Annotated in this window: 12 protein-coding genes; 7 read left to right on the top strand and 5 right to left on the bottom strand. The window is 58.7% G+C overall.

Features of this window, described 5'->3' with window-relative positions; all coding sequences use genetic code 11:
• Window positions 1–8: 8 nt before the first annotated feature.
• Both soil367_RS03435 and rpmE read right to left on the bottom strand, forming a co-directional pair.
• The gene (locus soil367_RS03435) at window positions 9–1,274 is read right to left on the bottom strand and encodes a malic enzyme-like NAD(P)-binding protein (protein ID WP_136546920.1); all 1,266 of its coding nucleotides are present in this window, start codon (window positions 1,272–1,274) and stop codon (window positions 9–11) included.
• Between the two features lie 304 nt (window positions 1,275–1,578).
• On the bottom strand, window positions 1,579–1,800 hold the full coding sequence (rpmE, locus tag soil367_RS03430; RefSeq protein ID WP_136546918.1) for a 50S ribosomal protein L31: 222 nt from the start codon (window positions 1,798–1,800) through the stop codon (window positions 1,579–1,581).
• Window positions 1,801–2,015: 215 nt separating this feature from the next.
• Here rpmE and soil367_RS03425 point away from each other — a divergent pair, with 215 nt between their 5' ends.
• The 6 genes from soil367_RS03425 to soil367_RS03400 all read left to right on the top strand — a co-directional run bounded on the left by soil367_RS03425 (window position 2,016) and on the right by soil367_RS03400 (window position 9,513).
• Window positions 2,016–4,250, top strand: a complete 2,235-nt coding sequence (locus soil367_RS03425) for a primosomal protein N' (RefSeq protein ID WP_136546916.1) — start codon at window positions 2,016–2,018, stop codon at window positions 4,248–4,250.
• A gap of 253 nt (window positions 4,251–4,503) precedes the next feature.
• Complete coding sequence (argS, locus tag soil367_RS03420) at window positions 4,504–6,258, top strand: arginine--tRNA ligase (protein ID WP_136546913.1); 1,755 nt, start codon at window positions 4,504–4,506, stop codon at window positions 6,256–6,258.
• A gap of 42 nt (window positions 6,259–6,300) precedes the next feature.
• Entirely contained in the window at window positions 6,301–6,915 is a 615-nt protein-coding gene (locus soil367_RS03415; protein ID WP_136546911.1) for an SPOR domain-containing protein, read from the top strand.
• 113 nt (window positions 6,916–7,028) lie between these two features.
• Window positions 7,029–7,559 (top strand): ATP-dependent protease subunit HslV, encoded by a 531-nt coding sequence (gene hslV, locus soil367_RS03410; RefSeq protein ID WP_136546909.1) that lies wholly within the window; start codon window positions 7,029–7,031, stop codon window positions 7,557–7,559.
• A gap of 104 nt (window positions 7,560–7,663) precedes the next feature.
• A complete protein-coding gene (gene hslU, locus soil367_RS03405; protein WP_136546907.1) occupies window positions 7,664–8,998 on the top strand; it encodes an ATP-dependent protease ATPase subunit HslU in 1,335 nt (444 codons plus the stop codon).
• A 116-nt stretch (window positions 8,999–9,114) separates the two neighbouring features.
• A complete protein-coding gene (locus tag soil367_RS03400; RefSeq protein WP_136546905.1) occupies window positions 9,115–9,513 on the top strand; it encodes a gamma-butyrobetaine hydroxylase family protein in 399 nt (132 codons plus the stop codon).
• A gap of 89 nt (window positions 9,514–9,602) precedes the next feature.
• On the opposite strand, the gene soil367_RS03395 is transcribed toward soil367_RS03400, so the two are convergent.
• The 3 genes from soil367_RS03395 to rppH all read right to left on the bottom strand — a co-directional run bounded on the left by soil367_RS03395 (window position 9,603) and on the right by rppH (window position 13,885).
• Window positions 9,603–10,859, bottom strand: coding sequence for a patatin-like phospholipase family protein (locus soil367_RS03395; RefSeq protein WP_136546903.1), 1,257 nt, complete (start codon window positions 10,857–10,859; stop codon window positions 9,603–9,605).
• A 180-nt stretch (window positions 10,860–11,039) separates the two neighbouring features.
• Window positions 11,040–13,343 carry a phosphoenolpyruvate--protein phosphotransferase gene (gene ptsP, locus soil367_RS03390; RefSeq protein WP_136546901.1) on the bottom strand — a complete coding sequence of 768 codons (2,304 nt, stop codon included), beginning with the start codon at window positions 13,341–13,343 and terminating at the stop codon, window positions 11,040–11,042.
• Window positions 13,337–13,885, bottom strand: a complete 549-nt coding sequence (gene rppH / locus soil367_RS03385) for an RNA pyrophosphohydrolase (protein WP_136546899.1) — start codon at window positions 13,883–13,885, stop codon at window positions 13,337–13,339. Before rppH ends, ptsP begins: the two co-directional genes overlap by 7 nt.
• A gap of 253 nt (window positions 13,886–14,138) precedes the next feature.
• Between rppH and soil367_RS03380 the strand changes: the two genes are divergently transcribed.
• A complete protein-coding gene (locus soil367_RS03380; protein ID WP_136546897.1) occupies window positions 14,139–14,795 on the top strand; it encodes a histidinol-phosphatase in 657 nt (218 codons plus the stop codon).

Raw genomic sequence — 14,795 nt, 5'->3', positions numbered from 1 at the left:
ACCTACCGCTAACGAATCTTGTCCATCGACGTCAGTGGGTAGTGTTCAGGATAAGGACGTGTTGCAGCGCCACTATCCACAGCGGCACGCGCTACAGCTGCCGGCACGAATTCAAGCAGACGCGCATCAAGCGGCTTGGGAATAATGTATTCCTTGCCAAACTCCAGTTTGTCGACGCCGTACGCGTCACATATCTCCTGGGGCACCGGCTCTTTTGCCAGGTCCTTTATGGCGTGTACCGCAGCCACTTTCATCTCTTCGTTAATTTCACGAGCACGAACATCGAGCGCACCGCGGAAGATGAACGGGAAGCCCAGCACGTTGTTGACCTGGTTCGGGTAGTCAGAGCGACCCGTCGCCATAATAATATCGTCACGCGTCGCCAGGGCCAGTTCGGGCTTAATTTCCGGGTCCGGATTGGAACACGCGAAAATAATAGGGTTGGGCGCCATGGACTTCAGCATTTCGGGCGTGAAGAGGTCTGGCCCGGAAAGCCCTACAAACACGTCGGCATCTCTGCAGGCATCCAGCGGTGTGCGTCGGTCAGTCTCGGTCGCAAACATCGCTTTGTATTCGTTGAGATCATCACGACCGGAGTGAATCACACCTTTACGGTCGAGCATGAAGATATTCTCGGCGCGGGCGCCGCAGCTGATCAGCAGTTTCATACAGGCAATGGCAGCAGCGCCAGCGCCCATGCAGGCAATTTTTGCATCTTCGATGCGCTTACCCTGAAGCTCCAGTGCGTTCAGCATACCGGCTGCCGTAACGATAGCCGTACCATGCTGATCGTCGTGGAAGATCGGCACCTGGCATTGCTCAATAAGGGCCTGCTCGATCTCGAAACACTCAGGCGCTTTAATGTCTTCCAGGTTGATACCGCCGAAAGTATCGGCGATGCGCGCTACCGTCTCGATGAATTCCTGGGGGGTTTTTGAGTTGACTTCAATGTCGAACACGTCAATACCGGCGAAGCGCTTGAACAGCACGCCTTTACCTTCCATGACCGGCTTGCTGGCCAGCGGCCCCAGGTTGCCCAGACCAAGAATGGCGGTGCCATCGGAAATTACAGCTACCAGGTTACCTTTCGCGGTGTAGCGGTAGGCGTTTTCCGGGTCTTTGGCGATTTCGCGCACGGGCTCGGCAACACCGGGACTGTAGGCGAGGGAAAGGTCACGGGCCGTTTGCGTCGGTTTGGTTATTTCGACACTGATTTTGCCAGGACGCGGATGGGCATGGTAATCCAGTGCTGCTTGCTTGAAGTCTTCAGACATTGCCTTTTCCGTTTTCATTGAGAAGAGAGGAGAGCTTCGGGCAATCAGCGATGAGCTAGATGAGCTGTGTACTCCGCTGACATACACCATGAAATCGACAGTTTGATGCCTGCCTGTTGTTCTGCTTGCCCTCACGATTGAGCCCGCCAATGGCCTTTAAAGCCATCAGGCAGCACCCGAGGCGCGCGACATTATCGCGTGTTTGCTAAAGCCAGCACAAGTGCGCCCAGGTCATCGATACAAGCAACAAAAAAACGCCAGCACAAAGGCTGGCGTTTTTCAGGAAGTCACAACCAGAAGGCTATCACTCGGCCTTGCGGCCAATCCGGCTTCCGAAACGCTTGTTGAAGCGATCGATACGACCACCGGTGTCCATCACTTTCTGCTTGCCGGTATAGAACGGATGACAAGCCGAGCAGACGTCCAGCTGGATGTCCTTGCCCAGGGTCGAGCGGGTCTTGACGACATTGCCGCAACTGCAGGTTGCGACCATCTCGCTGTACTTGGGATGAATACCTTCTTTCATGGCAGACCTCATTTTCAGGCAATGCCGCCACCCGATCAGTTATTGAATCGCTGCCGGGCACCGCATTTGAATCAATCGCTAAAGCAATGCACAATCATGCACTGCTCAAATGGACGCAGAAGTCTATCAGATTGCATCCCGGACGCAAGTGAAGTAGGTGTATTCCACCGCGTCTCTCCTCCCGACACCATCGTATTGCCTCCCAGGAGCACTTGTTGGATCACCCCGCGCAGCCGTCGTCAGACCCCAGCAAAAAGACGCCTCAAATATTACGCGTTGCCCTGCCGCGTCCGGTCAGGCAGTTTTTCGACTATACCTTCAGCAGCGCCGACGAGGTCATGCCGGGACAACGGGTCAGGGTCTTCTTCGGCCGGCAGACGCTGGTGGGTGTAATCGTCGCGGTCAACCCGCCGGATCCCCCCGATATCAAACTTCGGCCCATCTCTGCGCTGCTGGACCGTTCGCCACTATTCCCCGTCTCGTCCCTCACGCTCATCGACTGGGCTGCCCGCTACTACCAGCACCCGCCTGGTGAGTGCTTCTGGGCCGCGCTACCGCCACCGCTTCGGCAGGGCAAGGCCGCCGAGATGCCTACGGAAACGACGTGGACGCGTAATGCTGAAGCGGTGGCCGACACGCTGCCCAAGCGCGCCAAACGGCAGCACGACCTCTTGCGCTGGTTTGCCGAGCAGCCAGGTGAGCATGCGAACGGGACTCTGACTGCAGCAGGCTTTACTCCTCAGGTTATCCGAGGCCTTGCGGAGCGTGGGTTCCTGGCCCGGCATGAAAGGACTCTGGGCCAGGCGACAGAGAAGTCTGCCGTCCTCCAGTCCCTGCCCGCACCAAATGCAGCCCAGCAGAGCGTCCTCGACGGACTGCCCGTTTCTTGCGATGCCTTTGCGGTTCACCTGATCCATGGCATCACCGGTAGCGGCAAGACCGAGGTCTACATGCACTGGCTCCGGCAAAGCCTGCCGGCCGATGGGCAGGCGCTGGTTCTGGTGCCCGAAATCAACCTGACTCCGCAGACAGTTGCCCGCTTTGTGCGTCATTTTGGAGCTCGGGTAGCACTCTGGCACTCTGCACTGACTGACACCGAGCGCTTGCGCACATGGCTGCAGGTGCAGTCGGGCGAGCCTGTTATCCTGGTCAGTACCCGCTCCGGCGTACTCCTTCCGTTCAGCCGCCTGAAGGCAGTGGTTGTGGATGAAGAACACGACGGCGCCTATAAACAGAACGACGGGTTTCGCTATTCCGCTCGTGACCTGTCCCTCGTCGCCGCACGCCAGGCGAATTGCCCGGTCCTGCTGGGCTCGGCAACACCTTCGCTGGAGTCACTGCACAACGTCGAGGCACGGGATTACCGACTTCACTCTCTGGCGCAACGCGCTGGCAAAGGCACGCTGCCCAGCCTGCAGCTAGTAGATATCCGGAGCCGGCCGTTGGTCGGCGGCGTGTCACCGCCACTGATGCAAGCCATCGAAAGCACGCTGGCCCTGGGTCAACAGGTACTTCTATTTATCAATCGGCGCGGCTACGCGCCGGTGCTGATGTGCTATGACTGCGGGCACCTGCTTGAGTGCCGAAACTGTGACACTCGCCTGACCCTGCACCGCCGCGAGAACCGCATGCGCTGCCACCATTGTGATTTTCAGCGACCCGTGCCGAAACGCTGTGACAAATGCGGCGGCGAGAACCTTAACCCCGTGGGCGAAGGTACGGAAAAGACCGAGGATGTCCTTACCCAGGCCCTGCCTGACTATCCGATCATCCGTATAGACCGTGATTCCACGCGAAAGAAAGGCAGCCTTGACGGCATGTTGGCCGCGATTCACGAGGGCAAACCCTGCGTGCTGGTCGGAACGCAGATGCTGACCAAGGGCCATGACTTTCCCAACGTCACCCTGGTCGGTGTTCTCAACGCCGACGGCGGCCTATTCAGCAGCGACTTTCGCGGTCCCGAACAACTGGCGCAGACCGTTACCCAGGTTGCCGGAAGAGCCGGTCGCGGCGAACAGCCAGGCCGGGTTCTGATACAGACATGTCACGCCGACCACCCGCTCCTCCAGCAGCTTTGCCAGAACGATTATCTGACTCTCGCCCGAAGCCTGCTTCAGGAACGGGAGGACGCCCTGCTACCGCCATGCAGTGCCCAGATCGCCCTGCGGTTTGAAAGCCCCAGCATGGAACTGAGCATCGACCGCCTGGTGGCCACCCGCGGGCAACTGGAACAATGGAGGGATCAGATTCCGGATGTACTCCTGCTGGGGCCATTCCCTGCTGCCATAGCCCGCAAAGCCAACCGGCACCGGGCCTACCTGATCCTCCAGGCCGATAATCGGCGTGCACTTCAACGGGCAGCCAATGCGCTGACTCGCTGGCTGGAACAGTGCCGATTCAGCCATAACGAGCGCTGGCTTATCGACGTGGACCCGCAGGAGCTTGATTAACGGGTCCAGGGTAGTTTGTTTACATTTCGACTCACCGGGAAGTCGGGTGCTCAATTGCGGCGGAACAGGTCTCCTGAAACACGCCTGCATACGTCCTCGGTCCCGAGCTCCTGAGTTCCATTGAGTCAGTGATCGAGTTCCGGGATAATACGCGGTCTGTCACCGGCCCCCTGTAAGCCCGGCCTACGCCAAGGCTCCTTTAGCAGGCTAAATGCCGGCCCGCCCTCATGCACCCATAGAGTCCGCCTTCAGTATGAAAGAAACCATTGCGCAGCTCGTTGAACAGGCCCTGAGCAGCCTTAAAGCCTCCGGCACGCTTCCCGCTGATTTCTCGCCACCGGTTGTGATTGAGAACACGCGGGACAAAGCCCATGGCGACTTCGCCTGTAACGTTGCGATGGTTTCCGCCAAGGCCGCCCGAAAGCCGCCCCGGCAGATTGCTGAAGCAGTGATAGAAGCACTGCCAATGGACCCGGCCATCACCCGGGTTGAGATTGCCGGGCCCGGTTTTATCAATTTTTTCATTAGCGACGCGACCAGTCTGGCGATATTGGAAACCATCCTCACCGAGGGCGAGGATTACGGGCGCAGCAACGTGGGCGAAGGCAAGCCCGTGCAGGTAGAGTTTGTGTCTGCCAACCCGACCGGACCACTCCACGTCGGCCACGGCCGCGGCGCAGCCTACGGTGCAACCGTCGCCGACCTGCTGGAGGCCGTGGGATACGCCGTTCAGCGCGAGTACTACGTCAACGATGCCGGCCGTCAGATGAGCATCCTGGCGGTCAGTGTGTGGCTGCGTTACCTGACGCTCTGCGGCGAAACCCTTGTGTTCCCGAGCAATGGCTACAAAGGCGAGTACATCAACGATATCGCGGCTCAGCTGAGAGCCGAGGTTGGTGAGCGCTTCCGCCATCCCGCCTCAGCGATATTTGCCGACATTACGCCGGATGAGCCGGCAGGCGGCGACAAGGAGCTGCACGTCGATGCGCTGATTGCTCGGTGCAAGTCACTTCTGGGCGACTCAGACTACGAACAGGTCTTCGCCCAGGGGCTCAACGCCATTCTTGCTGACATTCGGGAAGACCTGGGGGAGTTCGGCGTTCACTACCAACGCTGGTTTTCCGAGCGCACGCTCAAGGATGACGTTGAAAAGGCCATCAAGCGGCTCAGTGACAACGGCCACCTCTACGAGAAAGAGGGCGCTCTCTGGTTCCGTTCCACGAACTTCGGTGACGACAAAGACCGCGTGATTCGCCGCGAGAACGGCGAGACCACCTACTTCGCTTCAGACATCGCCTATCACCTCAACAAATTCGAACGCGGCTACAGGAAAGTGATCAACATCTGGGGCGCAGACCACCACGGCTACATCACCCGGGTGAAGGCGTCGCTCACGGCGATGGGGTTGAATGCGGATGATTTACAGGTTCAGCTGGTCCAGTTCGCGATTCTCTACCGGGGCGGCGAGCGGCTGCAGATGTCTACGCGTAGCGGGTCATTCGTTACGCTGCGCGAGCTGCGCGACGAGGTCGGCAACGATGCGGCCCGCTTCTTTTACGTCACCCGCAAGGCCGAGCAGCATATGGACTTCGACCTGGATCTGGCCAAGTCGCAGAGCAAGGACAACCCGGTCTATTACATTCAATATGCGCACGCCCGAATCTGCAGCATGCTGGCCAAACTGACCTCAGACGGCGTGGCGGCTGATGCCCAGCGGGGACTCGCTCAGCTGGCTCGCCTCGAACTTGAAGAGGAGCGCGACCTGGCTAATCGCATGGCGCTTTACCCCGAGGTTGTCCTTGCCGCAGCAGAACAACTCGAGCCTCACCAGCTTACTCATTACCTGCGAGAACTGGCGGGGCAGTTCCATACCTACTATAACTCTCACAAGGTTTTGGGTGACGACCCCGCGCTACGCGATGCGCGTGTCATGCTCAGCCTTGCGGTTCAGCAGGTAATCGCCAACGGACTTGGGCTGTTGGGCGTATCAGCGCCGCAAAGTATGTAATGGAACGCCTTCTCACCCGTAGTTTATGAACCCGTACTGTCTATGACTCGTGATTATGCAAAAAAAAGCCGTACCCGGCCTGCCAGTTCTGGCCGGTCCAGGCCTGCGGCCAACAAGCGTTCGGCGCCGCCGCCATCAGGGCCGAGCACCTGGCAGTGGCTGACAGTTGTTGCGGTAACCAGCGCCTTCGTCGGCTTTGTAGTCTACCTTAACGCTGTTCCACCCGAGACTTCCCGCAACACTGCCTCGTATCAGCCGCCGGTGGAACTCGTAAAGCCTGCGCCACCAGCAACCAAGCCGACACCACGGGAGCCGGAGTACCGGTTCTACGAGATGCTTCCCAAGTCGGAAGTGGTGCCGCCCGAGGTTGAAGCCTACAACACCGGTAAGGGCCAGCGGCAGAAGTTCGAGTATGTCCTCCAGACCGGCTCGTTCCGGACCATGGGCGATGCCCAGCGACAGAAAGCCCAAATCGGCTTTCAGGGCCTGCGGGCGGATGTCAGCCAGGTAAACCTGGACTCCGGGGACACCTGGTACCGGGTTCAAGTCGGTCCTTACCAGTCGCGCAGCACCATGAACAGCGTCATCGATCGCCTGGTCGCCATCAATATTCAGCCTTTGGTCCGCAAGAAAGCGCTCGAGACCGCAACACCCTGACATCGACGTCAAGATCGCAAGGTCGACGCCCGATCAACAAAACGCCCCTTGAATTGCCGTGCCGTCGCCATCATATCCCTGCTTTCGATACCAAATGGATGCGGGGATTTAAAATGACCACCATTCTTTCCGTTCGCCGTGGCGACGAAGTGGCCATGGGCGGCGATGGCCAGGTTTCCTTGGGCAACACCGTCATGAAAGGAAACGCCCGCAAGGTACGCCGTATCTATAACGGCAAGGTTCTGGCCGGTTTTGCTGGCGGTACCGCTGACGCCTTTACGCTGTTTGAGCGCTTCGAGGCACAACTCGAGAAGCACCAGGGCAATCTCACTCGAGCCGCAGTCGAACTTGCCAAAGACTGGCGTACCGACCGCGCGCTACGCCGACTTGAGGCTCTGCTGGCCGTCGCAGACAAGACCACTTCTCTGGTTATAACCGGTAACGGTGACGTCATTGAGCCAGAGGAGAGCCTGATAGCCATCGGATCCGGCGGTCCGTTTGCCCAGGCTTCGGCCCGTGCTCTACTCGAGAATACAAACCTCAGCGCCACCGAGATTGTTGAGAAGGGGCTCGATATAGCCGGCGATATCTGCATCTACACCAACCACAACCGGACCATCGAAACGCTGAAGGGCGACGACTGAGCCCAGGCTCAACCGGTCATCCTGTACTCAGCCGTTTTTGTTCCGCTTCATCGACTCCGTCTCAGACTTAGACGATGAAGGCCCAATATTCCCCAGGAGCTTGCATGTCCTCCATGACCCCCCGCGAAATCGTCGACGAACTGAACCGGCATATCATAGGCCAGGATGAAGCCAAGCGAGCGGTAGCCATTGCACTGCGCAACCGCTGGCGCCGGATGCAGCTGGAAGACAACCTCCGCGATGAAGTAACGCCCAAGAACATACTGATGATCGGCCCCACCGGCGTTGGTAAAACGGAAATTGCCCGGCGCCTTGCCAAATTGGCCGACGCGCCTTTTATCAAGGTGGAAGCGACAAAATTCACCGAAGTGGGCTACGTCGGCCGTGACGTTGAGTCCATCATCCGCGATCTTGCCGATATGGCGATCAAGCTGGTTCGGGAAAAAGAAATGCACCGGGTGCGGGACCGGGCGCTGGACGCGGCCGAAGAGCGCATCCTTGATGCACTCCTTCCGCCGGCCCGCGGATCTTCGTCGGAAGAGCGCAACGCGACCGGCACTGATTCATCGACGCGGCAGCTGTTCCGCAAGAAGCTGCGCGAGGGCGAGCTGGATGACAAGGAGATAGAGATCGAACTGCGCAGCAGCCCTGCCGGGGTGGAAATCATGGCACCACCGGGCATGGAAGAAATGACCAGTCAGCTGCAGAGCATGTTCTCCAGCATGTCATCCGACCGGCGCAAGAGCCGCAAGCTTCGGGTCGCCGATGCGCTTGAGCAGGCTCGCGACGAGGAAGCAGCCAAGCTGATCAATGACGAGGAAATCAAGCAGAAAGCGCTCCGTTCTGTCGAGCAGAACGGCATTGTTTTCATCGACGAGATCGACAAGGTCTGCAAGCGCTCTGAGCAAGGCTCGGGCGATGTCTCCCGGGAAGGGGTACAGCGTGATTTGTTGCCCCTGATCGAAGGCAGCACCATCAATACCAAGTTCGGCATGATCAAAACCGACCATATCCTGTTTATCGCATCAGGCGCGTTCCATCTGGCCAAGCCTTCGGACCTTATTCCCGAGCTACAGGGCCGGCTGCCTATTCGTGTTGAGCTGAAAGCGCTGTCGCCGGACGACTTCAAACGGATCCTGACCGAACCGAATGCGTCGCTGGTGCAGCAGTATGAGGCGTTGATGGGAGCCGAGAACCTTAAGCTCGACTTTGCACCGGACGCTATCAGCCGAATCGCGGAAATTGCGTGGAAGGTCAACGAGACTACGGAGAACATAGGCGCTCGCCGCCTGCATACAGTTCTGGAGCGACTCCTGGAAGAAATATCCTTCACCGCCGGCGATACCACGAGAGACACCTTTACAGTTACAGCTGAGTACGTGGACGAGAGGCTCGGTAGCCTGGCTGAGGATGAAGACCTTTCGCGATATATTCTCTGATAGCGGGAAGTCAGCAGCGGGACACGACGCAATAAAACAGCGTTTGTCCCGCCCGCCATGCCTGCCCCCTGGCGGTGATTCCTGGCGCCAACGTCCAGCTTCCGGAGTGCGGCAATATGACTAGAGACAAGGTTCCTGGTGCGATCAGGATACGGCGGGCGTCCCGCTGCCTCGAGCTGCAGTACGCCGATGCCACTACGGTATCGCTCCCGTTCGAGTATCTGCGGGTCTATTCCCCCTCAGCTGAAGTACGGGGCCATGGCGGCGGCGAAGGCTACCTGGTAGCCGGCAAGGCTGACGTTCAGGTTACTGGTGCTGAGGCGGTGGGCAATTATGCGCTCAAGCTTGGCTTTGATGACGGCCACGACTCAGGGTTGTTTACGTGGGAATATCTGAAAGTCCTGGCCAGAGAGCAAGAGCAGCGCTGGGAGCACTATTTGAAGCGTCTTGAGGCTGCGGGACAGTCCCGGCGTCCTGCAGCTTCCGGCTCACCTCAACCTTATCCCGCCAAGTAGCCCCTGGCCTCCGCAGCGCGCCAGCACAACCACCAGGGTAGCTTACCGCACCACGCGCATATGGAGCTGGGCAACCGGAATAGAACGGCCTAAAGGATGGACCGGGCGTTCTGGATGAAATCCGACACGTTCTCGATACCCGAACTCAGCTTTCGCCAGGGCTTGCGCTGGTAGCGCTCGCGGGCCACATAGAGCGGAAGCATTTCGCCGTACAGGCTGGTGCTGATGGTGCGCTGCTCGTCCTCAAGATAGTCCCGTCTCAGCTTGATCCCGTAGGGTCCCAAACGCTCTTCCAGCTCATCAGCCCGCCGCAGCAGTTCCCGCCGGGTCATCTGGTAAGCGTGTTCACAGACCATCCGGCGGGACTGGAAGCTGAACATGTTGGAGAAGAACAGCTTGGCGTCGTCGCGGGTCGGCTCGAACACGATAATCTCCTTGCCTGGATATTCCCGCTCATACTGGGCAATACCCGACTGCATGCGCGAGTAGATCATCGTGCGGAAGGTCTGCGACAAAATGTTGGGCATGCCATTGTTGAGCAGACTGCGGGGCTTCATGGTGCCTGCCCTCACCGCTGCACTGGCGTCGATCGGAACCAACGGGTTTATCGCAAGCACCAGATCAGCACCGTCTTCCATAGCCACCGAGGCGTGAAGGCCTTTTCTCAGCGTTCCGTCCAGGTAATAACGACCGTCAATCTCTACAGGCATGTAGAGTGCCGGTGACGCAATGCTCGCCTGTACAGCCCGGGAAATCGGTACATGATCGAACCCTGGAGAACCGAAGCGGACCGCTTCGCTGCTCTCCAGGTCAGCAGCAATAATGTAGAGCCGTCGACGTAGCTGCCTGAAGTCATTCGTGCGGCCCAGCATACTGAACGCACGCTGGAGGTATTCATGCAGGCCTTCGTTGTCGAACAACCCCGCAGGTACCGCCTGAGCCAGTATCGTCATGGCTTCCAGCAGATTCTGATCGTAGGGGTTATTGGCAAAGCGCCCGAGCGCCTCCCAGACCAGCCCTGGTACTGCCATTGCGCGGCGCGCGTACTCACGCACCGCGGGACGGTAGAACACCTGGGGATGGAACGGATGAACCTCAGCTTCGTTCTTGACGAAAATCCTGCAGAGTTGGGCCGTGGTCATCTGGTTGGCCAGATTCGCTGCCACAAAAGCGCCGGCACTGACACCTACATAGACATACAGGTCGTTCAGGTCGACGCCTTCAAGCGCCTCGTCCAGCGCGCGCACCGCCCCGATCTCGTAAATGCCGCCCAACGGTCCGCCACCGCCCAGTGCCAGACCGATCCTCGGTTTGGCGCTTTTATCGTCTTGCTTTTTGACAACCATAGGCAAGCCGTCCCAGAGTTCGTGATAGCCGCCCAAATGCGGCCGATTTGTCCTTGCAAAGGGCAGAGAATCGCCCTGCCCTTGTGACACGCCGCCGACAGCGGTGCGCCTTCAACCCCACCAAGTTAACGGTAGGGATTAGAGCATTCACCCTACTTCCGCTTAAAGCGATACAGACGTTCAGGCACTAGCCGACCCGCGGTCAACGGGCAGCACGTGTTCTGGTCGCAGGTAGCGGCCAAAACCCTCGCTCTTGAGCGCGAGCTCGACGCAACTCTTAACCACATGGGGAGAGTCGAGGAACATCACGTCTTCCAGCAATTTACGGGCCCAGCTCAGGGGAACGCTACGGATAACCGACTTAACTTTGGGCAAGCTGGCGGCATTCATTGAAAGCGTGTCGTAACCCATAGCCATCAGTAGCAGCGCCCCGCCCGGGTCACCCGCCATTTCGCCGCAGATACTGACAGGCTTGCCGACCTGGTGAGCGTCCTGTGCGATGCGGTACAGCGCCTGGAGCACTGCAGGATGGTAGGAGTGATACAGGGATGCGACCCGTGGATTATTACGATCGACCGCCAGCAGATACTGTGTGAGATCGTTCGAGCCGACCGACAAAAAGTCGACCCGATCTGCAAGCTCGCGCACCTGATACACCGCCGCAGGAACCTCGATCATCACGCCAACCTTGGGCATGACCACGTCGAAGTTTTCCTCCCGCACCTCATGGTAAACACGATAGATCAGGTGCAAGGCTTCTTCCACCTCGGACACATTACTGATCATTGGCAACATGATACGTAGATTATTCAGCCCCTGGCTGGCCTTCAGCATGGCCCGCACCTGCACCAGGAAAATCTCTGGATGGTCCAGGGTCACCCTTATGCCGCGCCAGCCGAGAAAAGGGTTTTCCTCAGCAATGGGAAAATAGGGCAGCGACTTGTCGCCGCCAATGTCCAGGGTGCGCATGGTTACTTCATTGGGGGCGAAGGCCTCCAGCTGCTCCCGGTAATACGCCCGCTGTTCCTGCTCGGACGGAAACCGTTCGTTGATCATGAAAGGCACTTCGGTGCGGTAGAGGCCAATCCCCTCTGCGCCATGACTCAGCGATCTGACGACGTCGGTCATGAGACCGGTATTAACCATCAGTTTGATACGGTGGCCATCCGGTGTCTCGCAGGGTTTGTCCTTGAGCTCCTCGAGTCCGCGAACCAGCTCTTCCTCTTCTTCACAAATGCTTTCGAAGAATGTCCGAAGCTCGGCAGAAGGAGAGGCGTAGACCTTGCCGTCGTATCCGTCGACGATCAACTCACGCCCGTCTAGCTGATTGACGGGCACATCGACCATACCCATCACCGTCGGGACGCCCATGGCACGGGCCAGTATAGCGACGTGGGAATTGCTGGAGCCGCGCACCGAAACGAGCCCGGCCAGGCATCCACGCTCAACCTCCCCAAGCATGGTCGCCGTCAGCTCTTCGCTGACGAGAATGGTGTTTTGCGGGTATTCGATGGTTTGTGCTTCACCTTCCTGCAGATGCGAAAGCACGCGTCGTCCCAGATCCTTGATGTCGACCGCCCGTTCGCGCAGATAGTGATCACCCATCATTTCAAAATGGCGCACATACTGATGAACGACCTCGCGCAACGCCCCCGGCGCCCATTTGCCCTCTTTGATACGCAGACATACCTCGCCGGGCAGGGCGTTCCCGTCGAGCATTCGCAGATAGACGTCGAAAAGGGCCTGCTCTTCGGGCCGGAGCTGAGCGGCCAGCCGCTCACCAACGGCGTTGATGTCTTCCCGCACGGCCGCTACAGCAGCATCAAACCGGGCCAGTTCGTCATCGATGTTTTCGCAAAGTTTGTCCGGGACCGCATCCAGATCGGCTGGCGGATAAACCACAACGCCCTGCCCTATGGCGACGCCCGGTGACCCGGCGACACCGCGAAAGCTGACGTCTCTCGCCGCGCCACCAGTCAGCGACAGACCGCCGATGGCCCCTGTCGCTTCGCTATGAGCAATGAGACCTGCCAGCTGGGCCGAAACCGTCACCAGAAAAGCCTCTTCGCCTTCGTCGAAGCACCGGCTGTTCTGACGCTGCTGCACGACGAGTACGCCCAGAACCCGCCGGTGGTGGATGATGGGCACGCCGAGGAAGGACTTGAAGCGCTCTTCGCCGGTTTCGGGAAAATAGCGGTAGCGCGGGTGCGAGGGGGCATCTTCGAGATTAATGGGCTCCTCGCGACTACCGACGAGACCGATCAGCCCTTCAGAATGTGCAAGGCTGACCTTGCCGACCGACGATTTGTGCAGCCCCTCGGTCGCCATCAGGTAATAACGGTTGGTTTCAGGGTCGAGGAGATAGACCGAGCAAACCTCGGTGTTCATAGCCTCCTGCACCCGCGAAACGATAATGTCGAGGGATTCCGGCAGGTCCCTTGCGCCGTTGACTTCCTGAATAATGGTACGCAGCGTGCTCAGCATTCGGGTCTTTCCTGTCGGCGCCGGCGGGAGACTTGCTGTTCCTTACGGTGCTTACTGGCAGGCTCCTGCATCGGCAGCAGCCGCGGAGCCAGTTCGCGCAAGGCCTTTCTGTAGACGTCCCGCTTGAACGAAACGACCTGCCCGAGCGGATACCAATAGCTGACCCACTGCCAACCATCGAATTCAGGCGAGCTGGTTCTGTCCATGCAGACCCTGTCGTCCGGGCACAACATTTCCAGCAGAAACCACTTTTGCTTTTGACCCACGCACACCGGGTGTGAGTGCTGTCGAACCATTCTGCGCGGTAGTCGATAACGCAGCCATCCCCGGGTACAAGCGATGATTTTCACATCGTTGATGCTCAAACCCACTTCTTCGCCCAGCTCTCTGAACAGAGCCTCTTCCGGAGATTCGCGGTCGTTAATGCCCCCTTGGGGGAACTGCCACGCGTCCTGGCCGATTCGGCGTGCCCAAAGCACCTCCCCTTGGGGGTTGGCCAGAATGATTCCGACATTGGGTCTGAAACCGTCGGAGTCGATCACGGCATGTTCCTGTTCTGTTTAGGGTCTTTGCTCTAACTTAAGGCCTGTACACGAGAGGCGTCACGGCTTTTCGCCAGTTCGGCACCTGCTCATCTTAAGTTACCGTCATTTTTCCAGAGATTACCATACCCGGCAAACTATCATCGCCGCAATTATGGTCCGCTGCTACAATTCTCATCCCTTCCGAGCCAGTCGCCCGCAGCGAATAACGGTCCGCTGGCGAGGCATTGAAAAGAACGTAGCGGAGTTAAATGTGGCCCTGGCAATCTTTGATCTCGACAATACTCTGATCGGCGGTGATAGCGATCATGCCTGGGGAGACTATCTGGTTGAGCAAAAAGTTGTAGATCCAAGCGTCTACCGGGAAGCTAACGACCGTTTCCACGACCAGTACCAGAACGGCACGCTCGACATCCTGGAGTATCTTGCGTTTGCGCTGGAACCACTGACCCAGCACCCCACTGAGACACTCCACGCCCTGCGTGAAAGGTTTCTCGCGGAACAGATTGAACCCCTGATGCTGCCTGCAGCTGCGGCCCTGCTCGACCAGCATCGCCAGCGCGGCGATGTGCTTCTGATCATCACCGCGACCAATCGCTTCGTGACCGAACCCATAGCCGCCCTCTTAAAGGTTGACCACCTGCTGGCAACCGACCCTGAGATTAAAGACGGCCGCTACACAGGCCGTGTGGCGGGAACGCCCTGCTTCCAGGGCGGCAAGGTCGAGCGTCTGCATCAGTGGCTGAAGCAGACGTCCCATACTCTGGACGACGCCTGGTTCTATAGTGACTCCCACAACGACCTACCCCTTTTGGAAGCGGTGCCTCATCCCGTCGCCATCGATCCAGACCCCATTCTGGAAGACATGGCCCGCCAGCGCGGTTGGCCGATACGCAGCTTGCGGGGCTGA

Source organism: Hydrocarboniclastica marina, from assembly GCF_004851605.1.
GTDB classification, from domain to species: Bacteria; Pseudomonadota; Gammaproteobacteria; order Pseudomonadales; family Oleiphilaceae; genus Hydrocarboniclastica; species Hydrocarboniclastica marina.
This window is presented reverse-complemented; position numbering and strand designations above follow the sequence as displayed.